We start from the raw sequence: 25,077 nt of genomic DNA on the forward strand, positions 1-25,077 counted from the left end.
TACTGTGGTGATAAGGATAAATTGCCTTGACTGTGAGTTTTGACAAGCGCTGTTCGCCCTTGGTACTCTGAAGAGAGCAATGTCTACTTATATCAAAAATAGATAGATTCATGGAGGGAAAGCATGACGGAGTGGATTACGCAATTCATACTTTTTTTTAAGGATTTGTCATACGCAGGACTGGTTATTGCCTTGTCCTTTGAATTTGTCCCTGCTGAACTTGTTCTGCCCATGGCGGGATATTGGGTATATCTCGGGGATATGAAGCTGTGGTTGGCTATTCTGGCAGGAACCGTTGGCGGCACATTTGGCCCATTGACGTTATATGCACTCGGACGTTATGGCGGCAGACCGATGGTCGAGAAATACGGCAAATACTTCCTCATTCGCCCCCACCATGTTGAGGCTTCCGATAAGTTTTTCGAAAAATACGGCAGCGGAGTCGCTTTCTATGGACGCTTCGTACCCGGCATTCGAACCGTCATCTCCATCCCTTGCGGAATGGCGAAGATGAACGTATTCAAATTCAGTATTTTCACCTTCCTGGCCATGCTTCCGATCACATCCATCTACGTCTACCTCGGTTACAAACTGGGCGCACAATGGGAAGAAGTCGGCGAAGTTGTTAAACCGTATGTCATCCCGGCAGGCATGATCTTCCTGATTGGTTTTGGACTGTACATGCTGTTGAAACGTTGGAAAAAAAGACCGGCTTAGACAAGGCAGAGGCTTGTTGAAGTAAGGAAGGGCGATGGGACGTTACGGTTAGCTTAACCTTCAACTTGTTAGAATAATAGTAAAGCCCCGGCGATTGTGGGAATCGGCGGGGCCTTTGTTTTAAAAAGAAGAAGCATCTCCGCTATAAGTAGATCTCTTCTTATATAACATTTGACATTGAACCAAAAATATTTTGCATATGATCTTTTCAAATAAGCCAAAATTACTATGTAATAGATACTAATAAATCTGTTACCAATTGTTCTTCAAACAATTGTATTTCCTTTAATTTGGTTGAGATTTTCAGAAAAACTTTCATATCATTAGTAATGGAATATTTCATTGATAAATTTTTTAACAACAAGCTCTCATTACAGAGGGATCTAGACTTACTTGATAAGCTTTCATAACTCCCGGTTTTCAAATACCCTTTAGAATTCAAATAATCTATTCTTTTATTGAAAACGTTCTTGTGCTCCCATATTATTCTATATAATCTCATATCCTTACTGAGAAGGATGTCATCAGAAAATCTATTTATCAACTCATCATATATTGCTAATCCGAAAACAGAGTCTTCACTGCCTCTATGTGTAAGGAAAGAATTTCTGGATTGAAGGAAGTCTTCTAAATAAATTCGGAAAATATCCAGATCAAAATTTAAATTAAAATGATAAACATATTTGGTAGTCGTACTTGTTAATTCAGGAGTTATATTTTTTATGAATTTAATAGTTGAGTCCGGATCTTCTGTGAATGATGAAACAAACTCTTCATATGAAACAGAATACTGACCAAATATCATGTCTTGATTGTATCCAAGATAATACAGCACTCTATCATTATCATTGTAACCATATATTAAATTGTCATGATGGAAATGTTCCTGCATATAACTTTTTTTATTAGACCAGTAATATTCATCGATGCCGACTTCTAAATAGTAATTCAAGTCAATATTTTCTATTACTATATCCAGAATACTTTTTTCGAAGGTTCTGATAATATGTCCATCCATATTGGCAGACGCAAGAAAAGGGATATTAGGGTATTTTCCATTGTGAGAATAGAAATCGATTTTAAAGTCTCCTACGGGGTTTTTCCTATTGTTAAAAGTATAAAGCTGAGTGTAGTTTGTATAATACCAACCTAAGAAAGCTTCGTCCTTCTCTAATATTGCTAGCGGGTATGCATGATTTAAAAATGTTTGAATAGAGGGAGTTTGAATCTCTAATTTTTTCTCCATGTTGCGCTCACTCTCCTTTATACTATTATTCCTAATCATGTATGCATAAATAATGTTTGTCAACTTTTCTATAATAAAAATCACAGTCCTATTTTTTGAGTTTATAAACTAAAAACTCTCTTCTACACAAAGGTAAAAGAGAGAGTTCAAAAAATGTTTGTTGTTATAAATCAGCTTAGCAACTAGTCCTTTCCTAACTTAACATGATTTATCTAGATCAGTTCCCTTCTTCTTTTCAAATACACATACAACACCACGCCAGACGCCGCACAGATGACCGCGCATAAGCCAATAAATCCATATCCCGCCTGAAGTCCGCGTAGCAAGCCGAGCTGAGTAGTGGCACCGTACATGTTCTTCACGCCTTCAATGACCCAGCCAATCACATAGTTCCCGATCACACTGCCGACACCCATAAGCGTGACCGTAAACGTAATTGCTGTATCACTGCCGTTCGGATATCTGCGCGCGATAAAGGCCATCACCGTAGGATAGATCATCGCAATACCGGCGCCCGATATCGCGAAGAAGATCGCCAGACTCTCTCCGCCTGCAAGCGCGACAAATGTACACACCGCCGAGAAAGCAGAGAACAAGATCAACGATAGCACAAACCCGATTCGGTCCGTCAGCGGACCAAGCAGCAAACGCCCCAGCGAGAATGTGAGGAAAAATGCAGACAATAGACCAGAAGCTTTAACCGTGTCCCATGTGTATGCTTTCTCCAGGAAGTTAACAAGCCAACCCCCAACCGCCAGTTCGGATACCACGCCAAAAGAAAGAATAAGCACCATCAGCCAGAGCGCTGGATCACGTGTTAACATCTTGAGTGAAGTTCGATCTTCATGTGCAAGATCATCTCCGGGGAATGTACTGCGCAGTGCCGCAATGATTGGCAACAGACAGAGAGACAACATCACCAGATACATGCCGCGCCAGTCCAGCAGGTGACCAAATACCGTCAGCGACATCACGCCTGTCGCCAGCAACGGTGCCACCGTTGAACTGAGCCCATAGAAGAAATGGGACAGGTTCATCATCGTGCCTGTATTTTTCACGAAAATCCGCGCCCCGAGAATCGCCAGCGCAATCTCCAGCATCCCGTTGCCGATGTACATGAAGAAGTACGATGACGCAAAGAGCGGATACGTATGCGATACATAGATGAACACGCCCGACAGAATCATCGAGGCAAATGAAATAATGCTGACCGCCTTGATGCCCCATTTGCGAACCAGTATAGCCGTAAACGAGCAGGCGATCAGATATCCCAGAGCGTTCAGGGACAACAAGGTCCCGAGCTGTTTCTCATCGAGATTGAAGTCGAACTGAATACGCGGAATAGCCGGGCCTTTAATATTTTCCGATATGCCAAATACGATAAATCCAAGAAAGATCGTTGCCAGCTGCATGGCGTACAGCTTGTTAAACTTTCGTTTGCTCTCTTGTGTACCTGCTTGCTGATTCAAAATAAGTTCCCCCATTGTGTCCAGAAAAATGGTTACACGCTGTACCTCCGATTGCAGTGCCATCTTCCGCCCGCTGTTATCCCTGTATTTTTTTAATTTTCTTTCTAATGGTGAAAATACAGTGATAAAGGCGTTCTCCAGATTGACTCTGCCCTCTCCGCTCTCGTGTAAAAAATTTTGCTTAACTTCACTTCATAATAAGTCGTTCCTACCACTGCTTCTCAACTACCTGAATGCGGTATGTCAAGCTTTCCAGCGTTACGGCTACCAGTCCAGTAACATACTCGCGTCGGGTGTCGCGGCGAATCATTAGCTCAGGCATATGTTCCTGCGGAATGTGGTGATCCCGGCAACCTTGTAAAAGGTCATCCCGCATGGCCGGGTCCATCGTGTCGCCCGTCACCACAATGGCCGCCGGGTTAATGATTGCAATGATGGAGACCAGCGTCTGTACAACCAGTTCCTGCAATCCGTCTGTCGTTTTCAACATGCGCAGCTGCTCATCCCGTGACACGCTAAAGGGTAAAAAGGACACCTCGCCCCCAAATTGCGTATTCCCGGTAAGCGGCCGACCATCGATAATAAAGCCTGCCCCCGGAAAATGGTTTTCAGGGAATGTCACCACCGCAAAGTTCTTCTCTTCCTCAAATTGCTGTTCGTTGTATAGTCCGTACACCGTCAGATTCATATCATTGCCAATGACCACTTCGATGTCTTCATATTGCTCTTTGAGTCTTAACCCCAGCGGCTGATTAGCCAACTCTGGTACGTCACAGATACCGATTACACCATTGTGCGCCACCCCTGGTATCCCAATTCCAATAGCCTGCACATTGTGATGCTGCTCGATCAGTTCAGCAATCAGTTCCTCCACTACCGTGACATTAATCTCATCTAAAAACAGAGTCTGTTCGTCCGCCATCTCTCCGTTCAGGTTGGCATATGTATGTGTGATCGAGTGGATGCCGCCTTCTGTACGGATAATCAGACACAGCACACTCGCGTAGTCTGCATTAAAATGATACCGACTCGCCGGTCTGCCCCCGCTCGACTCATCCGGGCCCAGATCAATGATCTCCCCTGTCTGGAGTAATTCATTTAGTATCGTTCCGCATGTCGCCACGCTGAGTTTGGTCAGGTTTGCAATGGATGCCTTCGTGCCTACACCCATCGACCGTAGTGTACTTTTTACAATTTCAACGTTAATCCGTTTGACCTGTTGGGTGTTGTGGGATGTGGGTAACATCGTTTGTTGTGTGCCTCCTTTCGTTTGTATGTATATGGGTGATCACGTATTCGAGAAAATATTGGAGAGGAGTTTTTAAAAGTGTTTTAATAATTGAAGTTTAGGGGGATTGGTGTGGAAAGTCAATGCTTATTTGGAGATGGTTTTGGGGCGGGTAAAAAGAGAAAAGAACAGTTCGAGTTCATCTTGGTAATGATCTTGAACTGTCCTTTGGTTCAAATGATTATGTAGACTGGCTCATGTGATGGGCCAAGATGCTCTTCTCCAGCCTGACTTCAAATAACTTGCGATTCAGATCCTGTTCCATCGCGTGAAGATGATACGCCGCCTGTTTCACCGTGTCCATATGCAACACCCCTGCCCGCTTCGCGATTATATCCATGGCATCCAGGATGAGTTTGTTACACGTGACCAGTTGATCGATGTAATCATCTTCTTGTTTTACGAGTTGTGCGTACTGCGAAGCCAGATCTTCGCCGTAGGTACTTGTCATGTCACCACCCTAAAATCGGTACGCATAAGAGTACCAGATATGCAAAAAGTATATGGTACGCTCATGCGTAACGTCAAGACCATATGGAATTTTAGGAGTGATTTAAGATGGCGAAAAAGGTTGTCGTCAATATTCACAAACTCACAGAGAAACATAACATCTCACTGCGAGAATTAGCACGTTTAGCTGATATCCGCCACGCTGCGTTAAGTGAGTTGCAATCCGGGAAACGCGAGAATATTAACTTTGCTCATATTGAGCGGATTGCGGAAGCGTTGGATATTGATGATATAAGGGAGATTATTGAGATTCGGGAGGATTAGTTTATTTACCTAAATGACTCCTTATACAATACTTAATTGATAGCTCGGATTGTCCACCCATTGTATCCATTGAAGCAAAGAATTACCATAACGTCTTATAGATGCTTGACTCCATTTCTTATTAAGATGACTACCTATTAGTTCTCCAACATCCACTCTTGTTAACAAAGGATTCTCAACTAATTTTATTTTCATATACTTTACTGTTTCAGTATTTAATACTATTGTAGCTAATTTATAATGATCTAAACTAGGATCATTCAATGTTAAAACACTTTCATTTTTAGAAATCAAACCTAAAGAATATAATAATGATATTGCATTTCTATATCCTAAATTAACAAGTTGGTCTTCATTTTGTTGACCATTTTTTATTTTGTTAATTAAGTCCATTACTCTGCTAGGCGGAGCTTCCCCCAAAAAATAAGAAAATCTTTTTGGCTTTAACTTGTTGTAAAAAATAATTGGGCAAGCGATATTGCTTCTGATTTTTACGTCAAGTACGGTACCTGGAATACTAATATAGTTACCTGGGTTGTAAATCCCTAATCAGTAACTCAAAGGAGATCAAGAATGCTGAAAAAAAAACAAATATTAATAGGTATTTGTACATTAGTTGGTTTATTACTACTCAGTGAGATTATCCTTTGGACTTCGGGAAAAGTTGGATTAATAAATATGGCAAATAGGATCATCTCTGGTGCTCCAAATATTGAAATAGAAGGCAAGAGACTATCTTATCAAGGTACAATTCATTCTAGCCTTTCTGATCTAGACGAATATACTTCAAGTGATGAAGGCGAAGCTCTTTATAAAGCCAAAGGTACACCACCAAACCCACCATGGATATATGTAAAAAAAGATTCGAATACATTTTTTCGTTATAAAATTCCACATGTCCCTTGGCGCATGTAATCTTGATAGTATCTAAACATCATTCCCCTCTTACACTCTTTTTTAGTATAAAGAGCCTCTCATGGGGCTCTTTCTTCCATGACCTTCCATCCCCCTCTCATTTGACACCCCCTCCTAAAAGGTCTATCCTAATAACGAATCATCCATTCACTATTAAGGAGTCGTTCCCGATGGTGCAGGCCAAGAAAGACGAAGTCAGGAAAGAGATTGAATACGCGGCGCTTAAGGTCTTTTTTGAGAAGGGATATGCGGATGCCAAGATGAACGATATTGCGAACGAGATCAATATTTCGGTCGGCAATATCTATACCTATTTCAAGAACAAGAAGGAGCTTTTCTACGCCGTTGTTCCGCCGGATTTGGTGGATTATCTGAAAAAGGTACTGGTGGAGACGATTCATTTTGATAACCAGAACGCGTTTGTGGAAACGAACAGTGAGGAGCGTTCTGTCCTAATGCAGGAGCAGGTAGATGTGCTGCGGAAGTATCGGAATCAGATCGTTATTATTTTTGAAAAGAACAAGGGCACGATCTACACCAACGCCAAGAATGAGCTGGTTGAGCTGATGATTGACACGAAGAAAGCCTACCTCAAAAACCAATACAAACACTATAAGATCGGCACCGAGGAAAACCTGATTCTGCTAAACATTCTGGCACATAACGTCATCGATATGAATCTGGATTTATTGAAACGAGACATGAGCGAGGACAGCCGCAAGCAAATCTTTGAAGCATTGTATGTATACCGACTATACGGTATGAAAAGCTTGAACGAATAAGGAATACTGCAGGGTCCCTACAAAGCAAAAATCCATTTTCACCATAGATGACTACGCGCCACACAGCGTGCAGATCAGTTGTACTTTCCTCTGATTTGCACGCAAAAAAAATAAGCATAGGCAAGCTGATCTATTTTTTTAACCCAAAAATGAATTATAAATTCACTTTTAAATCGGAAGAATACTTTGCACTGAGAAAACAAATAGCACAGAACCGTATCACTCGACTGATTCAACATGTAGCATCATGTAACACCATCAACACCCAAGGAGGAACACACCATGAACACCGCTTATGCTTTGAAAAACGTGCATCTGATCCACGGCGACGCAAGCCGCAATTTGCAGCCAAACATGACGATTCTTGTCAACGAACAAGGACTTATCGAGAACATCACCCCAGATCAGGAGCTGAGCATCCCCAATCACTACACTACAATCGACCTTACCGGAAAATATGTGATGCCTGGGCTGAATAACGCACATGTGCATCTGTTTGCAGAGGGTAAACCGCTCACCCTCTCTGTCAGTGAAGGATTGCTCGATTTTGCCTATCATCGGATTTTGAATACCCGATTCGGTCGAAATATTTTGAAGAAACGCATGAAACGTAACGCACTTACCGCACTCCATGCGGGGGTAACAACGATGCGCAGTGTCGGGGAATTCTTTTATACCGATGTGAAGCTGCGAGACGAGATTAACCGTGGGGAGTGGGTCGGTCCGAATCTGCTTGTTTCGGGATTTTTCCTGAGTGTGACAGGTGGACATGGTGCTCCTTACTTGGCGCTGGTGGGGGACTCGCCTTGGGAGATGCGTAAGAATGTACGGATTAATGTGAAGAACGGGGTGGACTGGATCAAAATCTGTGTGACGGGCGGCTTAACGGATGCCAAGATGGTTGGAGAAGCTGGACGTCTGCAAATGACGGTGGACGAGGTCACGGCGGTCTGCGATGAAGCGCATAAGATTAGAATGAAGGTTGCCGCTCATGTGGAGAGCACGGAAGGTGTGCGCGTTGCGCTTCAGGGGGCGTGGATACGATTGAGCATGGGGCTGGGATGGATGACGAGATTATTCGTTTGTATAAAAACAACCCCAAGGCCCTTCATGGTTACACCGCATTGATTCCTACCCTGCAAGCCGCTTATCCATCCGCTTCGCTCGATCCAAGTGTGACCAAGTTAAGTCCGACGGTCAAAGAAAACGCCAGACTGGTCTACGACTCCATGCTCAAAGGGGTGAAACAGGCCATCTACAACGGCATTAGTATTGGAATCGGAAACGATGCGGCCATGTCATACGTGAGTCACTACGATTTGTGGAGAGAGATGGATCATTATATGAGACAGACCAAACTGACCAATAAAGATGTCATCGACATGGTCACTCGCAACAATGCCAAAATTCTCGGGATCGACGACGTGACAGGTACGTTGAATATCGGCAAACAGGCCGACTTGATTGTACTGGATCACAATCCGCTAGAACAAATCGAAGCTTTATCCAACATGTCAATGGTTATGGTCAAAGGCAATCTGATCCAGACTCCCTCCGTGACACGCATCAAAGAGGTAGATGAGGTTCTTAATGCCGTGTGGTGAAGTCAGCGTCAAGTAAAAATTAAACCATCTCGTATCATTTTTCATTGGATTGTTGACGCTTTTTACGAAAAAGCTTGTACTTTCTGAGAAACCTTGGTTAAATGTGAGGTGTCACGTTAATGATTTAGAAAACATTTCCTCATTCCGAAATCAGGAGAAGATAATATGTCAGATAAACTTACTTTAAAAAGAGAATTATCGTTGTCTCATGTCGTGACCATGGGTTTATCCTGGATGTCTCCCATGATTTTCTTCACCAGCTTTGGCGTTCTTCATGAAGGGTCAAAGGGTATGCTGCTTGCTGCATATATACTTGCATTTATCGCCATACTTTTCACCGCGCTTAGTTATGCCCAGATGTCCAAGGCATTCCCTGTGTCAGGCTCGGCTTACACCTATGTAACGAAGTCCATGAACCCCTTCATCGGCTTCCTCGTCGGCTGGGCGATACTGCTCGATTATCTCTTCTCCTGTATCATCGCGGTACTCATGTTTGGCATTAATCTTCATGCCCAGTTCACCTCAATTCCCTCTTTTGTCTGGATCCTGTTGTGTACCCTTATCGTAATGATCATTAATATTGTGGGGATCAAAACTTCGGCTAACGTCAGCAAAGTATTTGTACTAATGCAGATTGTTTTCATTGCCGGCTTCTGCGCCCTGCTTGTATATAGAGCGCTTCAAGATGGATTTACTGCCGGCTGGAACCCGTTAGCCGTGAAGGAAGGTGTACCGTTTTCGACAATTCTCGCCGGGGCTTCACTGGTCTGCTTTTCTTTCCTCGGTTTTGATTCCATTACCACAATGACTGAGGAAACCAAACATCCCAAGAAAACCATCCCCCGCGCCATTCTGATCATTGTGCTGATGGCAGGTGTGATGTACTTCATCACGGCTTATCTGATTCAGCAGATGTACCCGTCCATTAAATCAAGCAATGTGGATTCTGCCGGCTTTGAACTGATGCAAGTGATTGGCGGTCCCATACTTTCCTCCATCTTCACGTTTGTGATCATTTTCTCCGTACTTGCCCAAGGCATGTCCTCTATGACAACCGTGACCCGATTGATGTTTGTAATGGGAAGAACGTCTTTGTTACCACGTGTATTTGCATCTATTCACCCGAAATACCGCACGCCGGCGTTCAACATTACACTCATGAGCGTCATTTCATTATCCGCCATGTTCATTAGTCTGGGGACGGCGATCAAATTCGTTAATTTTGGCGCATTAACCGCTTTTCTGTTCGTTAATCTGTCGGTCATTTTCCACTATATTATTCATAAAAAGCAGCGCGCTTCTCGGGATCTGTTCATACGTTTGCTTTGTCCGTTAGTCGGTGCAGGATTTGTACTTTATCTCATCATGTTACTCGACCTTTCCTCATTGATGCTGGGTGCAGGATGGATTGCAGCAGGATTAATCTACTACACCATCAAGCGAGTGAAATCAGCCAGCGTGAGTGTCGCCAAGGTGGATGAAGCAGTCTAAACAGATTAGAATAGAGTTAGTGTTGGGAGTATTAATCAGTCATTCAACCCTTTGCCCTCCATAATAGGCTGCATACATTTTTCAATGCGGGATGTCTTGGTTTTAGATTGTTTTGGTTGTGAAAAGTGGTACAGATACGCACGCTGGCGGCCAGGGGTTAGTGCTTCAAATGCTGCCTGAAATGCAGGATTGGCATCGAATTGTTGTTGCAGTTCCTCGGGAACCGCGAATTGTTCTACTTCCTTTTTTTCTATTTTCAGACCCGCTTGTTCCACTTCGATCGCTTCACGAATGTAAGCTTTGAGAATCTCTTCCTGTTCGATAATCTGCTCCAGGTTGGTGAAACGAATCTGGCGACCTCCCTGTACATTATTCGTTTGCTGAATCAGGATACCATGCGGGTCTTTGAGCAGAGAGCCTTTGAGAAACATGATCGCACAATACTCCTTGAAGCCATGAATCAACACGACGTTTTTCCCGTTCAAGGTGTAGCACGGATGCATCCATTTATAATCTTCGGTCAGATCACAGTCCAGGATGATCTCTCTCAGCTTCACCGATTCTTCCTTCCACGTTTTAATTTTGCTTAAATATGCATCTACCTTGGGATTGGTATTTTGCGTAGTCATAGGAATCTTCCTCTCAACAAACCTAGTTGTTTTTTATTCGATCAAACCTAATTCGTCTCATTTTGTGCGGACTACCTTTTATCTTATTTTACCTTTATTTATCGGTTTGTTTGTGCGGTTATTCAAGAGATTATACAGCACTACTACAGGAGAACTTATCCAACATGTATTAGCTTCTCGCCTTCAATTTAAACCTAGAGGGTTAACCTGGACGGTTCTCCCCAAAATAGGTTATAACTAGAGAAATCGTTTATTATTTTATACGAAAAGAAGAGCCTATAAACGGTCTATAGGCTCTGTATTACGTTAATCACTTTCCCAGATTCATTTTCAAGCGATCCAGCTGTAAAAAATGATGTTTGTAATGCATATCGATCAATTGGAACCACTCTTGTGCATTTAACGCTCCAAGACGGGGATGAAGCACTTTAGCGCCTGTAGCCGCTTCTTCTAGAGCAAGAACAGAAGCTGTACTTCGCATCCGATCCACAATCTGTTGCAGTCCCTGGGCCAGTTGTTCCTTACTTTCGGGTTGCAATGGTGTATATTGCGGCGAAGCGGGTACTTTAACCCGAACAGGAGGGAATTGTTCTGCCTCAAATACCTGACTGCCCAGCTCTGTTTTTTCCGCATCAAAATCTACTGTGTGCTCATTCTTGGCCAAACCATGCTCGATGTTACGTAATTGCATGAACAGCGCCGATTGAATCAAATGCATGTACATCTGCCCGATCGACCATTCTTCTTCATTCTCTTTTCGAAGCAACTCATCCATATTCAAAAAATTTAATTCCGCTACATACCTCTCTACTGTAGTCTCGAAAGAATTTAATATTTCATTTGTGCTCTTCATCCTGCAAACAACTCCTCTTCATCTTGAATAATTCCAGTATAAAAAAGCACTACTGACAAGGGTATGTCAGTAGTGCTTCAAGATATTTTTCGCCATCTCCCGCATACGAACACGCAGAGACTCCGGCTCCATCACTTCGATATCTCCACCCAAACCAAGTAGATGACGCAGAATTTCCTCAGGATAGCGGACACGAAAGTGGAAATGAATACCGTCCTCGTGCTCCTCCACATGATCGATATAAAAATGGAGGGTCTCCATCATTTTGTCAGCAACTTCTGTTTTTGCGCGGACAAGCACATGTTCGTTACGATCATCCGGCGGCTGATACCGATTCAGATCAAAATCTGGCGGCAGACCAAATTTCTCTTCCAGAACAGAAAGCTCCGACATGCGCGATAAACGAAAATGACGGATGTCTTGCCGCAGATCACACCTACCGATCAACACCCAATTTTCCCGCACCAGGGTAAGTCCATAAGGAGACACAACACGGTGATTCGAGCGTTTCCCGTCTGATCCCGGCATTTTTTTCAGATACATCAAGCTGATTTTGCGTTGCTCCAGAATGGCATTACGTATATCGTTAAGGTAACTTCTCACCATCCCGGTTGTATCAGGCCCCATCGGATGAAGCACACGCATCGTTTCCTGTACACGTGTGGACTGTTTGCGAACAGCTTCTGGTAAAATCGCTTCAATCTTACGCTGTGCAGACTTAGCCTGAATACCATACGCGGTATCCCATCTCTGTTCGATAAACTTCGCTCCCATGAGCAGCGACACGGCTTCCTCCGCGGTAAAACTAACCGGGGGAAGAAAGTATCCCTCCATCAGAGAGTACCCATGACCCGGAGCACCTGCAATCGGCACTCCCGCCTCGCTTAATGCTTGGATATCGCGATATATTGTACGAACACTGGTCTCAAACTGAGCAGCCAGATCCTCCGCCCTTATCAGTTTTGTTCGTTGTAGTTCAAGCGTTATAGCGAGCTGTCGCTCCGTTTTATTCATGTTTCATTCAGTCCCTATGGTCTTATCATTCTAGAATTTATTCATTTGATCTTAATAAACTAACGTTACATCTAAAAAGTCAAAAAGTATAGTTGTATCAGTAACCACAAAACTCAGGCAAGCATAATCATCCTATTAGCATATGCATAATTCTCTCTTACTTCTTACACTACAACCTCAACTCATTTAGGATAATTTTTAAATACCACAATTCCCTTTTTCAATCCAGTAATTTTAACCAAAGAATCTTTAGGTTTATCAAGTGTGAAAAATAGTTTAGTCTGATCGTCTAGTTTAAGCAAGCTTATTTGTTGTTTATCTATCCCTGTAATTTCAACTTGATCAACCCAATTCGTATTATATATTCCACCGATGATTGAATAATTTGGTTCACTATTAGTTGCATTGAACCAACTAATAGTGTTGTTCTTGTCAGGATAAGTGTCAAAATAATTTGAGTAGAGAAGAATATTCTCTTTAAATAAAAAAATAAAAGGCTTAAATCCATTATTAATGTTACCTTTTAGAGAGATTATCTCTTCTTTATTCAATTCAATCTTCTGTATACTCTCAGAATCAAATTCAACCTGCGGATATGTTTTTTCAATTAAAGACATCTTGCTATCAACCTGTAGCCCTACTGTTATTAAGACTCCTACTATTAGGATGAGCAAAGTAGCAACAACTAACAACTTTTTATTAATATGTATGCACCTCCCGTGAGAAAAGAGATGGATGCATGTTCCAGCATCCATCTCTTTTAATACTTAAAATTCTACAATAGTAGTCCCTTCTTGTCTCCATTTTTTTGAACTGGTTTCTGTAGTAAATCCTAACTCAAAAACTCCTTGGGAGTTCATTGTAAAACCATTAACTTTAAGAGATTTCGAATCCCATGTATGTCCTACTTTAGATTTAAAAGTAATTTTAGACCCCCTGGCCGGCACTCCGTTCGTAAATTTAAATTTAATGTAGCCAACATATCTCCATGTATTTAAATCTTTAAATCCCTTGACTGCAACTAATTTGTCTTGATGTATCCAGCCAACTCCTCTTGCTTGAGTATCGGGATTGATATTTGTAAGATTGTATTGACCCAAATGTTCACTAATTCCGTATAGTTCCTTTTTATAAATAGTTAGATCGCGATGTAAACTACCGATCATATAACCATCCTCGCCTCCAATAGGGTCACCAGTCGACGCCAAGAGCCCCGCATCTGAACTCCAATTTCTGTTTTGCCATTGGCCTTGGGCATCGAAATAATAGAATCCATCTGAATCTTTATAAACATTAAGATGGTCATATTTAAAATCTGAACTGGTAGAATAAGGGGTCACACTATCATCGGAATCTGTATTACGAGTTTGACGTAAAGGTTTTAAGTCAACTTTAGTACTATCCATTTGATGCTGTAAAATTTCATTATCCACTATGTTAATTTCGCTTTTCAATTCCTGAATTTGCACTTTTGTTGCTTGTTCTGTTTCGGTGAGTTCAATAGTTGTTGTTCGGCTTGTACCAGTTCCTGTTGAAGTTTATTAAGTTTAGCCCGTTTTATTCCACCTTCAAGAAAATAAGCACCAACTACACTATCACGTTTAGCCATTTTTTCTTGATCTTCCGGTGATAACTTACTTAAGTCAGCTTCTCCTGGTTCTTTAAAGTCATCTACAGTCCAATACTGTTTAATAGGTGATTCTGTAATTGAAGATGCACTCACTAATGATGTACTTGAAAAAATTGTTGCTGCAGCAAGTAACAAAGATAACGAAATATTAAATTTTCTCAACCTCTCCTCACTTGTTTTTTGTAAAAATAGATGTGAAATATGAATCATTATATATCACAATCAAAAAACATCCAAAAAATTGAATAAATTAGAACTTTTTAACTAAATTATGTGACTATTTTTTTATCAAACCTTATATTAAAATTCTAGTCAAAAAGTCTCATAAAGATAAAAAGTAAAGGTGCTTTGCCAAATGAGTAATAGACTTGGGACTGATACTATATACATCATTTCAAGATGTACTAATGACATTCATTTAAATGCAGGTTGCATCACATGTCCTATTAATGCTGGCAACTGAATCAGGTTTACCCATCAAATATGACTAGAAGTACCGTTTCTGAAGGTATCCTTAATTATTGTATAGGTTTCATAAATCTTGCAACTAAGTCCCCATTTAAAATAAAAGGCCTTCCAGATATCTTCTGAAAGACCTCCACTAATACTTCCACTACCTTATCTCAACCAAATCGGCCGCTAATATAATCCTGTGTGCGCGCGTCGACGGGTTCGGAGAACATGCTTTTCGTAGGCGAATACTCTACAACTTCACCGTTCAGGAAAAACACGGTCTGCTGGGAAACACGTGCGGCTTGCTGCATGTTATGAGTCACCATTACGATGGTGTAACGTTCCTTCAACTCATGTGTCAATTCCTCAATCTTGAAGGTGGAGACCGGATCAAGAGAGGCTGTCGCTTCATCCATCAGCAGAATATCCGGTTCGACCGCTAGAGCACGAGCGATGCATAGACGCTGCTGCTGTCCACCTGACAAACTAAGCGCCGAGCGCTTCAGGTTGTCCTTCACTTCGTCCCAGAGAGCGGCGGAACGCAGGCTGCGTTCAACGATCTCATCGAGCTTTTTTCTGCTATGAATCCCGTGCTGTCTTGGTCCGAACGCAATATTGTCATAGATCGATTTCGGAAAAGGATTCGGTGACTGGAAGACCATGCCGATCTTCTTGCGCAGTGTCTCTACATGCACGTCACCACTGTAAATATCTGTTCCACCAACAGCCACGGTTCCCTCAATTCGCGTGCCAGGTATCCGGTCATTCATACGGTTCAGGGTGCGCAGCAAGGTGGATTTGCCACAGCCGGATGGACCGATAAATGCCGTAATGGCACGTTCCGGGATTTCAATAGAAACGTCTTTCAATGCTTGAAAGGTACCGTAAAATAAGTTCAGCTTCTTCGTTTCAATAATCGATTGCACCATGTGTCCTCCTGGCGATGAATTAAAATATACTATTTTTGCATCGAGTGCTGTAAACCGATTGTTTAGATTATCGTGCTCTTTGCGGTTCAGTTCTGTCATGATCAGTTCTAGAACATACGCCGTATCCTTATCCTGAGCCCGAATCTAGCAGATATAACAGGTTTGCCCGCACAGACTTTAGTTCTACGTTACATTTGATTTTTACGAGAATTAAACCATAGTGGCACACGGAACAAAATATTGATCAGCAACACGACAAAGATCAGCACCGCCGTAGATTTCTGGGCAATCTGCTCCGCATCCGGCACAATGGCCTCGGACTGGATATACCACAGATGCACCGCCAGCGTTCCGCCTGGCGATAACAGATTGAAATCCCACATCTCGCCGGACGTGGATACACCCGCAGTCAGAATAATAACGGCACTTTCGCCAAAAGCACGGCCTGCGGTCAGACAGATGCCTGTCATGATTCCGTTCAGCGCAACGGGAAGAACCACCTGCCCAATCGTCTGCAGATGCGTCGCACCCAGTGCAAACGAACCATTGCGAAGCTCGGTTGGTACAGCACGAACCGATTCCTCTGTCACCCGGGTCAACACAGGCAAGTTCAGGAAGGCAAGGCTAACCGCGGCTCCAAGAATGGTCAGACCAATCTCGAAATACTCCACGAACAGTGCAATCCCGAACAAACCAAAAATAATCGATGGCACGGACGATAGTCCCTCCACGCAAATACGTACAACCTCAATCAGTTTGTTGTTTGGCGCAAATTCAGCCAGGTAAATGCCTGCTGCAAGTCCGATTGGAATCGAAATGAGAAGGGACAGAATCAACACGTAAAAAGAGTTAAAGAGTGCCGGGCCAATCCCTCCGCCCTCCTCAATCTCACTCGGTACACCGTACAGGAAATCCCAGCTGAGCATCGGCAACCCTTTTTGCAGCAACAGGAACAACAATCCCACAATAAATAAAATAACGATAATACCTACGCCCCACACCGTCCCCGTAAACAGCCGATCCATCCATGCCGAGGATGCTCGCCGTTTGCCAAAGGAATACGCGGTACCCGGATGAACCTCTCTTTTCACACTCACAGGTGAAGTCCCCCTCTCTTCTGCAACATTCTCACGGCAACAATCATCAGGATGGAGATGGCCAGCAAAATAAAGCCCATCATATACAAGCCATGATTCCAGATCGAATCGAATTCTACACTGGAGATTTGCATCACAATGTTACTGGTCAGCACGGCGGTTGGTGTGAACAGACTCGTCGGCAACTGCGCTGTATTCCCAATGACCATAACCACCGCCATCGTTTCACCAATGGCTCGTGTCATGCCCAGAATGACTGCATACATGATCCCGCCTCTTGCCGCAGGAAGCACAACCCGGGTAATCGTTTGAAACCGATTCGTACCGAGTGCATACGCCGCATCCCGGTATTTGTTCGGCACGGCGGAGATGGCATCATCACTAATTCGGCTAATTGTCGGCAGCACCATGATGGTGAGCACGATAGACGCCGCAAGCAGACCATCTGCCAGATCACGTCCACTCAAGTCTCTAAGCCATGGGATCAATACCGTCAAACCAAGATAACCGTATACGACGGACGGGATACCCACCAGCAGATCCAGCACCGGACGCAACAGGCGACGAAGCCATTTTGGTGTCATTTCCGCCAGAAATACAGCAATGATTACGGATAGAGGGATCGCCATCAGCATCGTAAGTCCAGTGAGAGCAAACGTACCCAGAATAAAGGTCAGCGCACCATAGTGCTCATTTTCCGGGTCCCAGTTCGTAGAGAAAAAGAATTCCTTCAGCGAGACGTCTGCAAAAGTGAGGACACCTGTGCGAAGCATAAGCACCAAAATACAGAACAGAACGAGGCAGACAAAGGCCGCACTGCTAATGCAGAGGATGCGAAACATGCGGTTAGACCACCGGAGCCGGGCTTTACGGTCAAAACGTCGTCTCTTCTCGGGCGCTTTGCCAAGACTTGAACCCAGCTCATTCGGAGCCGGGCTGTTCGCCGGTGGATTCATTTCCATCATAGAGGACTCTTCCTTTCACATAGAGAAGCCAGCTTGGCGACCACGCGCGGAAGCTGGCTATCCCTTTCTTATGGAATTGCAGGATGTTGAGTTGAAGTCTGATCAGCACCAGACTGAACGTTTTACTTAACGGCTGCCAGCGGAATGAATTTCAGCTTTTTCAGAGAACCGTTCTGGAATTTGTTGCTTTGGATGTATTCGATGAATGCTTTCGTTGCACCCGTTGGTTGACCTTTCGTCATGTAGTATCCGATACCCCATACTTTGTATGTTTTGTTCAGCACGTTTTTCTCTGTTGGAGCTACGCCATTGATGGATACAGCTTTCATTTTGCTTGTTACGTACGGCAGATCGATATAACCAATCGCGTTAGGCGTCGTTTCGATGGTCGTTTTCATGTCACCGCTCGAACCTACTTCTTTGTAGTTGTCACCTTTGCTCATGAAGTCTTTGCCATCGAGTGCTTTTTGTTGAAAGTTAACACGTGTACCTGATCCGAACTTACGGTTAACCACAACGATTTTACCGTCGGAACCGCCAACTTCTTTCCAGTTCGTTACTTTACCGGAGAAGATGTCTTGCAGTTGTTTGGTAGTCAGATTCGTTACACCTACGTTTGTATTTACTACCGCTGTAAACACGGTTACAGCTACCGGGTGAGCAACTTGTCCGTCGAATTTTTTGAAGCCAGGAACATCCTTGGATGCATCCCAGTCTACCGCGCCGATATCTGCGATGCCTTTACGAACAGATTGTGGGCCAGTGACGGAACCCGCAGCGGATGCCGAGATTTTAACTTTTGGATTGTCTTTCTTGAATTCACTTGCAGCTTGAAGCGTCAGTGGAAGCAATGCAGAAGATCCATTGATGACAATTTTGCCCTTCTCTGTGCTTTTGGCAGCCGATGCTGTCATTGCACCACCAAGTCCACCAACCAGGGATACAGCCATAAGCATCGCTGTGAACGGTTTGATCCATTTTTTCATTCTAAAAAGCTCCTCTCGAATTTCGCGGTTTATTATTCATTTCATTTTTTTAATTACGCTTATTCATTTTACTTACGCATCAAAGTGTATGTTTTTACTTCGTTACAGCTTTCCAGCTACCATCCGCTTGCACCAGTACTCGACCGTTCTCAACAACAGCAAGCTGTGAACCCTTCACAACGATGGACGATACGTCAGAGGATACCGTGTATAGCTTGGATTGTTGGCCGGTTAGCGTATCGATCGACAGAATCACGCTGTTCTTGTCATCCTGCGCAGCAAGCAGATACAAGTTACCGCCTGACAAAACTGCTTGTTCTACATCATGTTCGTTATACACCGTAACTGGTTTCTGGGATGCATCTACAGACATCAGTGCAGCATTACCATCCTCAGACGGTACACTCACGTAGTAGGCTTTCTGACCATCTGCAGAATAAATAAATACTTTATCATCCGTTGAAGTGGTTAACTTCAACGCCGCTGGTTTGTCAGAACCGTTGTTATACGAAAATAATTGCTGTTGATTTGCCGAGAAATCAATGTCCACATTGTCTTCATCTACATTCGTCGAGTCCGCGGTTACTTTACCCAGAGTAGTTACGGTATAGATGAATCGTTTGCCGCTCAGCGACACATTCAGGTTTTCTTTGTAATCCACTTTATCTTCCACCAGTTTTTTGATGGAGCCGTCCGCCAGATTCAGGTTGGCAATCACCGAGCCTTTATCTCCTTGCAGGAAATAGATTGAACTCTCATCGGCAGACCAGACCAGTTCCGGTTTGATGCTTGTATCCTTCGTAATGAGCTTGGAAGCCTTCGTTTTCAGATCGATAACGTATACGGCTCCTTCTGCATTCGTATAGGCTGCTTGATTGCCGCTTGGGGACACAACGAGGTCTGAACCACCTTCATTGGTTAACAACAGCTCATATTTGCCAGTGGCTGTATTTACGAGGTAATCACTTCTGCCCTCATCATCGTTTTTGGAGACAATTAGCTCATTTGCTCCGGCAAAACGCGGGTTCTCTGCACCTTCAATCAGAGCAATCGTGCTGACTTCAAGCTGACCGTTTTTCAAACCAACCGTTCCACCTACACCAGATACCAACGGACGAAGTGCAACATAGCTCACTCCTCCAATGATCGTAACCGGCTGGTTCAAATTTACCTTTGTACCGTCTACGACAAGTTGTTTGGACTTGTTTTGTAAGCTGACTGTGTGACCATTCCATTGAATCACCGTCGCCCCGTTTGCAACTTCAGCTTGAGCACCGATCGCTTGGATAACATCGCGAACCGCTACCAGGGTTTCTCCATTTTTCACAATGGAACGTACCATGACACTGTTACCGTTTATGGTAAACGTGGAGTTTTTCACCTGTGCTACACTCGTACTAGCCGCAGGTTTTGCTGCAGGAGCAGCCGATACTGCACCAACCACAGAAGTTGTTAGCGCTGTGGCTACCATGGACACTACAAACACTTTTTTCATTGACATTGGCTCTTGTCACCCTTCTTTTCTCCATATAATCTTGCCTGATGCTGCTGTGCCCTGCTTGGTATGCTTGCATGTATCGTCTATATGAGAGCTTGTTCGCCTCATCCCCCCAAACTATCCACGTTCATAGTAAAAATGACCTATCACGTTTGTAATTATAGGAGGGATTTGTAAACGGGAAATCTTGGAATTGTTAACGTAATGTCAATATTTCCATAAAAAAAAACGTGCCGGTGAAATGGTTTCATCCGGACACGTTCTATTCAACTATTGGATCGTATTATTGAATTCGTCTGATTGTATATAATGCTGTATTAGCAAGATTCCCCCTCACAACTTAGACTTTAATTTGTTCATATAAATGTTTCGTTACCGCTGAAGGGGCGATGTGCAGTTCGCTCAGCCTCGCTTCCAGATCGCGATAAATTCGCAGCACCTGATCATGCTTTCCCAAGGATAAGTAAGCTTTCATAGCGAACCGATAGGCTTCTTCCTCATAAGGCGAATGTACCATAGCCCGCTCGGCTGCCTCCGTTGCTTTCCTCCCATTCCCCAGCGCCAAATGCTTTTCCGACAGGTTCAGCAGCAGTTCTAGGACATTTCGCTCCAGCCTCTGACTAAGCTCATACACCCATGGATAATCTTCCTGCGCCAGAAGTTCGTCCTGATACAGGTACAAGGTCCGATCCATCTGCTCCAGCGGCACATGCCCCTCACGCTGCATACGCTGCAGAACATCCAGCACATCATAGATATCAGCACGGATTCTCTTTTTGTCTATGATATACTGTTCATTCTTATAACTGATCATCTGTTCCAAACCCAGCTTCTTGAGGTTTTTACGCAGCAGGCTGACACAGGTATGCATATAAATTTTGGCCTTTTCATAACGCTCATTTGGCCACAAATGTTCTATAATCTGATCCCTGTGAACTTCGTTGGCGTCAGGGTCTTGCAAAAGAAGATAAGCAAACAGCTCCTTTTCCTTCGCTGTACGCCACATGACTGAATCACCACTCGTCGGCGTCACTCGCAATTTTCCGAACATCTGTACAAATAAGTAGTTTTCTTCCTCACGGTTGTCTGCATCTTGCCGATTCGCATCGCGTTCGGCTGAATCAATCAAGGTTGTAGTCTGCTTCTGTTTCTGATTTCCATGCTCTTTCTCAGTTTCTCTTAAAATTCGTTCAATCGTGCGAGATAAACGTCCCATCTCGATCGGTTTAAGCAGATAGTCCAGTGCCTCATGTTCAAAAGCAGCAACAGCGTATTGATCATACGCGGTGACAAACACAATAACCGCATCCAGATCTACCTCATGAATGTTGGCTGCGAGCTCCAATCCACTCATGCCTGGCATCTCGATATCCACGAACCAGATGTCAGGACGTGCATTGTCCAGGGCCTTCAGGGCTTCGAAACCATTCATCCAGCGGCCAGCTACATGAACCTCCCCTGTTTTGTCCAGGAACATCTCCAGCATATTTAGCGCATGCAGCTCATCGTCCACCAAATAGGCTTGTAACATAATCCTCCCTCCTTCTATTATTGATAAGGAAATTCAATCCTGATTTTAGTGCCCTGACCAAGCTCGCTCTGAATCACAGGCCCTTGCCCGTTCAAGTGTTTCAGGCGCCTCTGCACATTTTGCAGGCCAATGCCTTGATCCGATTGGTTTCTGTTTAGAACAAGTGTAACCTGCTCTTGCGACATGCCTATACCATCATCCTCTACTACAACCTGAACCTGCTCCTGATGTTTACGAATGGAGAGGGTCACTTTACCGCCATCAATTTTTTTGGATACACCATGACGAATGGCATTCTCCACCAGCGGCTCAATCAGAAGCGGCATCACTTTGCAGAGATACAGCGTGCTGTCCACATCCAATTCCACCTGAAGACGTGAGCCAAAACGCTCCTGTTCAATCTCGACATAAGCTTGAATCAGCTCCATCTCCTGACGAAGTGGAATCAGCTCTTCTGTATTATCCAGATGAAACAAAATTCGCAGATAACGACTGAAACTGCCAAGCAATTCTCCAGCTCTTGGTCCATCTGTAAAACACAGGGACATAATCGTTCCCAGAGCATTATATAAAAAATGCGGTTTGATCTGCGAACGCAGAAAAGCCATCTCGTTATTCGCAGCCTGCTTCACAAGTTGCTTCATGCCTAGCAGCATATGGATACGAACCAGAATCTCCCCGGCATCCAATGGACGCGTAATAAAATCATTACCGCCAGCCTGAATGCAGGCCTCAATGTCCGCTGGTGTACTCCGCGTGTTTATAAACAACACCGGTAGCTCGGCCTGGCTAAACTCCATACGTATCTGTCTGCACATCTCATACCCTGTTATTTCAGGCAGCATGGCATCCAGAATCACCAGGTCTGGCTGTCTGCCGCCAGCCAGAACAGAGCGCACTTTGGTATGGTTGTCTGCAAAGCTCAGTTGAAATCCTTCCGCAGAAAGCAATGTATTTAGCTGTTCAAGGTCTACGAGATCAGATGTTGCAATGAATACGTGACCTGAATTCATGCTCTCCACTTTTTTTTCCTCTCCCATATATGTCTCTTCACCAACTGCTGCTTCTAATAGAATCATGTCAGCATCTGCAGCCGGCGGAAGCTCAAGGGTAATCCATGCTTTTTCTTCATTAATTGTGAGTTTTCCTCCCATTGCACTGACAATCTCGTATGCTGCTGACAATCCGGCAGCTGTTCGCTCTGCCTGTGCTGAAGTAGTATCCAGACCACCTGGACCCAGCCGAGAACCTGATCCCCTCTCTGCTTTCATATGCAGCGTAATTCGAATGACCATTTGATCCCGTTCACTGGAAAAAATCAACTCTCCATTATAATACTGTCCCATCATGTGATAGACCAGGTTATACAACACTTGCAGCAATCGATTCTCATCGGCTGTAATGTACCTTGCATCAGGCTCCATTCTTCGGACGATGATGATCTCCTTGCCGGACGCCAGAAACCCTAACACCTCTGTAACAAGCGAGAGACATGAAACCAGATCAACGGTACCCAGTGAGATTTTCACTACACCATCCCTGAACCTTGACACATCGATGAGATCGTTAACCAGATTGGACATCCGATAAGCCGTATTCCGGATTAATTGAAGCTTGGACCTGACCTCCAGTTCATTCGTTCGTTTCATGGACATCGTCAAAAGAGAACGGGATAGATGAATAATGCTATGCAGCGGGGAGTTTAACTCATGTGAAGTCAGCAGCAAAAACTCATCCTTTGCCTTATCCGCCAGTTGAAGCTGGAGAGTCAGGCGCTGCATGGAGGCATACGCCTGCACATACTGATAGATCAGCAGCATTGCAAATGTGCCCAGGATCACGATGGTTGTACAGTTCAACAGTACCTGACTGACCGGATACCACGTTACGATGATGCCTAGAACATAATTGACCAGCATGAGCCAGATGCAGACAATCAGCAACTGAGCCTCAGATCGGGTCCGTTTTTCATCACTTGTGCGAATATACTGACGAAGAATGACAAAGAAAGCCACTGCATAGGAGCCTACATTAACGACATACATCACTTCCTGGATCGATGAATATACGCGGAATGGAGATATGGTGATCAAACCGAGATACACAGTCAACATTCCACTGGGAATCTTCTTCCACTTTTTCCACCATACTCGATCATCTGGAACAAGTCTCCAGGTTATCAAGCTTGCAATGATGGATAGGCCATACACAGCTATATATTTCAACTTGTAAACCAGTTCAAAAGAAAGTTCCGGCACCAGATGTAACAGCAAACGCTCACCGTTGGTTACCACGGTCAAGGCAAAACCGATAAAGAACAATGCATACAGAAGTTGAATGCCATCCCGATGCAAACGCACATATAAATAGATGAATAATAAGCTGAAAATCCCCAAAATCCCAATGATCAGCAGCTCAAGCCCCGCTTGAATCATTGCCCTGTTCTCCATATAACGGCCTTGACCCAGATCAATCGAATTGTAGATTCCGCCGCTGCGAAAATCAAAATTAGCAGCTTGCAACACAATTTCGATCTCAGAACGATCCGGATGAAAATAGACCATGTACGGTTCATTCCTCGGGACATAGGAGGCAGCGGATTCTCCCGGGATGCCGGACCGATTCATTAATTTTCCATCAACGTACATTGCATCCGAGAAGCGAACATATCGTTTGGCGATGGCCATCATTTCTCCTTGAGGCACGTTTCGCACGAGCAAACGGTAGGTCCCATAACTTTTACCGTTCATTACCGATCCGTGACTGTTGCTTTTGTCGTCCCAATTCCCCGGAACCTGCATCATGATCGGCTTTATATGTGCGAGATGAATCTGCTGGGGAGTAAGCAGTTGCTTCGGGTAGAACTCCCATTCTCCATCCAGCGGGATAACGGACCTGTTTGTCCACTCCAGACCTGTCAAGTCCATCACGCCCTTTTTAGCCTCTGGCCTCTCCTGTTCAGATGTAGTTTGCCACACGACCACCAGTGCGAGCAACAAAGTCATGAATCCGATTCCTAACAAAAATCGATCCTTTCTGATGACCTTCATCTCTCTTTCTTCAGTAACATCTATCTTTACCGATAGCAATCTAGCGTTATTTTCGCACTCATACCTGAAACTGTCTATGCTTATTCAGATAATCTGCATACAAGATGGAAAAAAGGCATCCGAGGATGCCTTCGCAAATGCCTTCCGTAATACCAT

25 protein-coding genes are annotated in these 25,077 nt (G+C 43.9%); 7 read left to right on the top strand and 18 right to left on the bottom strand.

What is annotated here, in order from left to right:
- Nucleotides 1–123 precede the first annotated feature (123 nt).
- Nucleotides 124–717, top strand: a complete 594-nt coding sequence (locus tag EC604_RS03560) for a DedA family protein (RefSeq protein ID WP_123062763.1) — start codon at nt 124–126, stop codon at nt 715–717.
- A 226-nt stretch (nt 718–943) separates the two neighbouring features.
- Here EC604_RS03560 and EC604_RS03565 read toward each other — a convergent pair whose 3' ends face one another.
- From EC604_RS03565 to EC604_RS03580, 4 genes are all read right to left on the bottom strand, one after another.
- Nucleotides 944–1,963 carry a hypothetical protein gene (locus tag EC604_RS03565; protein ID WP_123062764.1) on the bottom strand — a complete coding sequence of 340 codons (1,020 nt, stop codon included), beginning with the start codon at nt 1,961–1,963 and terminating at the stop codon, nt 944–946.
- 212 nt (nt 1,964–2,175) lie between these two features.
- Nucleotides 2,176–3,375, bottom strand: coding sequence for an MFS transporter (locus EC604_RS03570; RefSeq protein WP_123062888.1), 1,200 nt, complete (start codon nt 3,373–3,375; stop codon nt 2,176–2,178).
- Between the two features lie 265 nt (nt 3,376–3,640).
- Nucleotides 3,641–4,678, bottom strand: coding sequence for an ROK family protein (locus EC604_RS03575; RefSeq protein ID WP_123062765.1), 1,038 nt, complete (start codon nt 4,676–4,678; stop codon nt 3,641–3,643).
- Nucleotides 4,679–4,901: 223 nt separating this feature from the next.
- Nucleotides 4,902–5,171: a hypothetical protein gene (locus EC604_RS03580; protein ID WP_123062766.1), complete on the bottom strand. Its 270-nt coding sequence runs from the start codon at nt 5,169–5,171 to the stop codon at nt 4,902–4,904.
- 107 nt (nt 5,172–5,278) lie between these two features.
- Here EC604_RS03580 and EC604_RS03585 point away from each other — a divergent pair, with 107 nt between their 5' ends.
- On the top strand, nt 5,279–5,494 hold the full coding sequence (locus EC604_RS03585; protein WP_123062767.1) for a helix-turn-helix domain-containing protein: 216 nt from the start codon (nt 5,279–5,281) through the stop codon (nt 5,492–5,494).
- Nucleotides 5,495–5,515: 21 nt separating this feature from the next.
- Here the strand turns inward: EC604_RS03585 and EC604_RS03590 are convergent, their stop codons facing one another.
- The gene (locus tag EC604_RS03590; protein WP_123062768.1) at nt 5,516–5,887 is read right to left on the bottom strand and encodes a hypothetical protein; all 372 of its coding nucleotides are present in this window, start codon (nt 5,885–5,887) and stop codon (nt 5,516–5,518) included.
- A gap of 180 nt (nt 5,888–6,067) precedes the next feature.
- Here EC604_RS03590 and EC604_RS03595 point away from each other — a divergent pair, with 180 nt between their 5' ends.
- The 5 genes from EC604_RS03595 (at nt 6,068) to EC604_RS03615 (ending at nt 10,286) form a co-directional block, all read left to right on the top strand.
- A complete protein-coding gene (locus EC604_RS03595; protein WP_123062769.1) occupies nt 6,068–6,409 on the top strand; it encodes a hypothetical protein in 342 nt (113 codons plus the stop codon).
- A 170-nt stretch (nt 6,410–6,579) separates the two neighbouring features.
- On the top strand, nt 6,580–7,191 hold the full coding sequence (locus tag EC604_RS03600) for a TetR/AcrR family transcriptional regulator (protein ID WP_123062770.1): 612 nt from the start codon (nt 6,580–6,582) through the stop codon (nt 7,189–7,191).
- 282 nt (nt 7,192–7,473) lie between these two features.
- Entirely contained in the window at nt 7,474–8,319 is an 846-nt protein-coding gene (locus EC604_RS30365) for an amidohydrolase family protein (RefSeq protein WP_123062771.1), read from the top strand.
- Nucleotides 8,253–8,795: an amidohydrolase family protein gene (locus EC604_RS30370; RefSeq protein WP_123062772.1), complete on the top strand. Its 543-nt coding sequence runs from the start codon at nt 8,253–8,255 to the stop codon at nt 8,793–8,795. The genes EC604_RS30365 and EC604_RS30370 overlap by 67 nt, the downstream gene beginning before the upstream one ends.
- A 165-nt stretch (nt 8,796–8,960) precedes the next feature.
- Complete coding sequence (locus tag EC604_RS03615; protein WP_123062773.1) at nt 8,961–10,286, top strand: APC family permease; 1,326 nt, start codon at nt 8,961–8,963, stop codon at nt 10,284–10,286.
- Between the two features lie 35 nt (nt 10,287–10,321).
- On the opposite strand, the gene EC604_RS03620 is transcribed toward EC604_RS03615, so the two are convergent.
- The 13 genes from EC604_RS03620 to EC604_RS03680 all read right to left on the bottom strand — a co-directional run bounded on the left by EC604_RS03620 (nt 10,322) and on the right by EC604_RS03680 (nt 24,921).
- Nucleotides 10,322–10,915 carry a YdeI/OmpD-associated family protein gene (locus tag EC604_RS03620; RefSeq protein ID WP_123062774.1) on the bottom strand — a complete coding sequence of 198 codons (594 nt, stop codon included), beginning with the start codon at nt 10,913–10,915 and terminating at the stop codon, nt 10,322–10,324.
- A gap of 310 nt (nt 10,916–11,225) precedes the next feature.
- Nucleotides 11,226–11,768, bottom strand: a complete 543-nt coding sequence (locus EC604_RS03625) for a DinB family protein (RefSeq protein ID WP_123062775.1) — start codon at nt 11,766–11,768, stop codon at nt 11,226–11,228.
- Nucleotides 11,769–11,834: 66 nt separating this feature from the next.
- Nucleotides 11,835–12,782, bottom strand: coding sequence for a helix-turn-helix transcriptional regulator (locus EC604_RS03630; RefSeq protein WP_123062776.1), 948 nt, complete (start codon nt 12,780–12,782; stop codon nt 11,835–11,837).
- Nucleotides 12,783–12,964: 182 nt separating this feature from the next.
- Nucleotides 12,965–13,474 (bottom strand): hypothetical protein, encoded by a 510-nt coding sequence (locus tag EC604_RS03635; RefSeq protein WP_205127908.1) that lies wholly within the window; start codon nt 13,472–13,474, stop codon nt 12,965–12,967.
- A 75-nt stretch (nt 13,475–13,549) separates the two neighbouring features.
- Nucleotides 13,550–14,251: a hypothetical protein gene (locus tag EC604_RS03640; protein ID WP_205127909.1), complete on the bottom strand. Its 702-nt coding sequence runs from the start codon at nt 14,249–14,251 to the stop codon at nt 13,550–13,552.
- On the bottom strand, nt 14,233–14,574 hold the full coding sequence (locus tag EC604_RS03645) for a hypothetical protein (RefSeq protein WP_161556849.1): 342 nt from the start codon (nt 14,572–14,574) through the stop codon (nt 14,233–14,235). Before EC604_RS03645 ends, EC604_RS03640 begins: the two co-directional genes overlap by 19 nt.
- Before the next feature lie 461 nt (nt 14,575–15,035).
- On the bottom strand, nt 15,036–15,794 hold the full coding sequence (gene pstB / locus EC604_RS03650) for a phosphate ABC transporter ATP-binding protein PstB (RefSeq protein WP_123062780.1): 759 nt from the start codon (nt 15,792–15,794) through the stop codon (nt 15,036–15,038).
- 188 nt (nt 15,795–15,982) lie between these two features.
- Nucleotides 15,983–16,891: a phosphate ABC transporter permease PstA gene (gene pstA, locus EC604_RS03655; RefSeq protein ID WP_123062781.1), complete on the bottom strand. Its 909-nt coding sequence runs from the start codon at nt 16,889–16,891 to the stop codon at nt 15,983–15,985.
- Entirely contained in the window at nt 16,888–17,856 is a 969-nt protein-coding gene (gene pstC, locus EC604_RS03660; protein WP_123062782.1) for a phosphate ABC transporter permease subunit PstC, read from the bottom strand. The genes pstA and pstC overlap by 4 nt, the downstream gene beginning before the upstream one ends.
- Nucleotides 17,857–17,978: 122 nt before the next feature.
- Complete coding sequence (locus EC604_RS03665; RefSeq protein WP_123062783.1) at nt 17,979–18,842, bottom strand: phosphate ABC transporter substrate-binding protein; 864 nt, start codon at nt 18,840–18,842, stop codon at nt 17,979–17,981.
- Between the two features lie 94 nt (nt 18,843–18,936).
- On the bottom strand, nt 18,937–20,337 hold the full coding sequence (locus EC604_RS03670; RefSeq protein ID WP_240036629.1) for a stalk domain-containing protein: 1,401 nt from the start codon (nt 20,335–20,337) through the stop codon (nt 18,937–18,939).
- A gap of 343 nt (nt 20,338–20,680) precedes the next feature.
- Nucleotides 20,681–21,871, bottom strand: a complete 1,191-nt coding sequence (locus tag EC604_RS03675) for a response regulator (protein ID WP_123062784.1) — start codon at nt 21,869–21,871, stop codon at nt 20,681–20,683.
- 17 nt (nt 21,872–21,888) lie between these two features.
- The gene (locus EC604_RS03680; RefSeq protein ID WP_123062785.1) at nt 21,889–24,921 is read right to left on the bottom strand and encodes a histidine kinase; all 3,033 of its coding nucleotides are present in this window, start codon (nt 24,919–24,921) and stop codon (nt 21,889–21,891) included.
- Nucleotides 24,922–25,077: the final 156 nt, after the last annotated feature.

The organism is Paenibacillus amylolyticus (assembly GCF_003719335.1).
GTDB lineage: Bacteria > Bacillota > Bacilli > Paenibacillales > Paenibacillaceae > Paenibacillus > Paenibacillus amylolyticus_D.

What these genes read in the sequence shown, in the direction of transcription:
- EC604_RS03560 (WP_123062763.1), top strand. Translation starts at nt 124, where the DNA reads ATGACGGAGTGGATTACGCAATTCATACTTTTTTTTAAGGATTTGTCA.
- EC604_RS03565 (WP_123062764.1), bottom strand. Translation starts at nt 1,963, where the DNA reads ATGGAGAAAAAATTAGAGATTCAAACTCCCTCTATTCAAACATTTTTA.
- EC604_RS03570 (WP_123062888.1), bottom strand. Translation starts at nt 3,375, where the DNA reads ATGCAGCTGGCAACGATCTTTCTTGGATTTATCGTATTTGGCATATCG.
- EC604_RS03575 (WP_123062765.1), bottom strand. Translation starts at nt 4,678, where the DNA reads ATGTTACCCACATCCCACAACACCCAACAGGTCAAACGGATTAACGTT.
- EC604_RS03580 (WP_123062766.1), bottom strand. Translation starts at nt 5,171, where the DNA reads ATGACAAGTACCTACGGCGAAGATCTGGCTTCGCAGTACGCACAACTC.
- EC604_RS03585 (WP_123062767.1), top strand. Translation starts at nt 5,279, where the DNA reads ATGGCGAAAAAGGTTGTCGTCAATATTCACAAACTCACAGAGAAACAT.
- EC604_RS03590 (WP_123062768.1), bottom strand. Translation starts at nt 5,887, where the DNA reads ATGGACTTAATTAACAAAATAAAAAATGGTCAACAAAATGAAGACCAA.
- EC604_RS03595 (WP_123062769.1), top strand. Translation starts at nt 6,068, where the DNA reads ATGCTGAAAAAAAAACAAATATTAATAGGTATTTGTACATTAGTTGGT.
- EC604_RS03600 (WP_123062770.1), top strand. Translation starts at nt 6,580, where the DNA reads ATGGTGCAGGCCAAGAAAGACGAAGTCAGGAAAGAGATTGAATACGCG.
- EC604_RS30365 (WP_123062771.1), top strand. Translation starts at nt 7,474, where the DNA reads ATGAACACCGCTTATGCTTTGAAAAACGTGCATCTGATCCACGGCGAC.
- EC604_RS30370 (WP_123062772.1), top strand. Translation starts at nt 8,253, where the DNA reads ATGGATGACGAGATTATTCGTTTGTATAAAAACAACCCCAAGGCCCTT.
- EC604_RS03615 (WP_123062773.1), top strand. Translation starts at nt 8,961, where the DNA reads ATGTCAGATAAACTTACTTTAAAAAGAGAATTATCGTTGTCTCATGTC.
- EC604_RS03620 (WP_123062774.1), bottom strand. Translation starts at nt 10,915, where the DNA reads ATGACTACGCAAAATACCAATCCCAAGGTAGATGCATATTTAAGCAAA.
- EC604_RS03625 (WP_123062775.1), bottom strand. Translation starts at nt 11,768, where the DNA reads ATGAAGAGCACAAATGAAATATTAAATTCTTTCGAGACTACAGTAGAG.
- EC604_RS03630 (WP_123062776.1), bottom strand. Translation starts at nt 12,782, where the DNA reads ATGAATAAAACGGAGCGACAGCTCGCTATAACGCTTGAACTACAACGA.
- pstB (WP_123062780.1), bottom strand. Translation starts at nt 15,794, where the DNA reads ATGGTGCAATCGATTATTGAAACGAAGAAGCTGAACTTATTTTACGGT.
- pstC (WP_123062782.1), bottom strand. Translation starts at nt 17,856, where the DNA reads ATGATGGAAATGAATCCACCGGCGAACAGCCCGGCTCCGAATGAGCTG.
- EC604_RS03665 (WP_123062783.1), bottom strand. Translation starts at nt 18,842, where the DNA reads ATGAAAAAATGGATCAAACCGTTCACAGCGATGCTTATGGCTGTATCC.
- EC604_RS03670 (WP_240036629.1), bottom strand. Translation starts at nt 20,337, where the DNA reads ATGAAAAAAGTGTTTGTAGTGTCCATGGTAGCCACAGCGCTAACAACT.
- EC604_RS03675 (WP_123062784.1), bottom strand. Translation starts at nt 21,871, where the DNA reads ATGTTACAAGCCTATTTGGTGGACGATGAGCTGCATGCGCTAAATATG.
- EC604_RS03680 (WP_123062785.1), bottom strand. Translation starts at nt 24,921, where the DNA reads ATGAAGGTCATCAGAAAGGATCGATTTTTGTTAGGAATCGGATTCATG.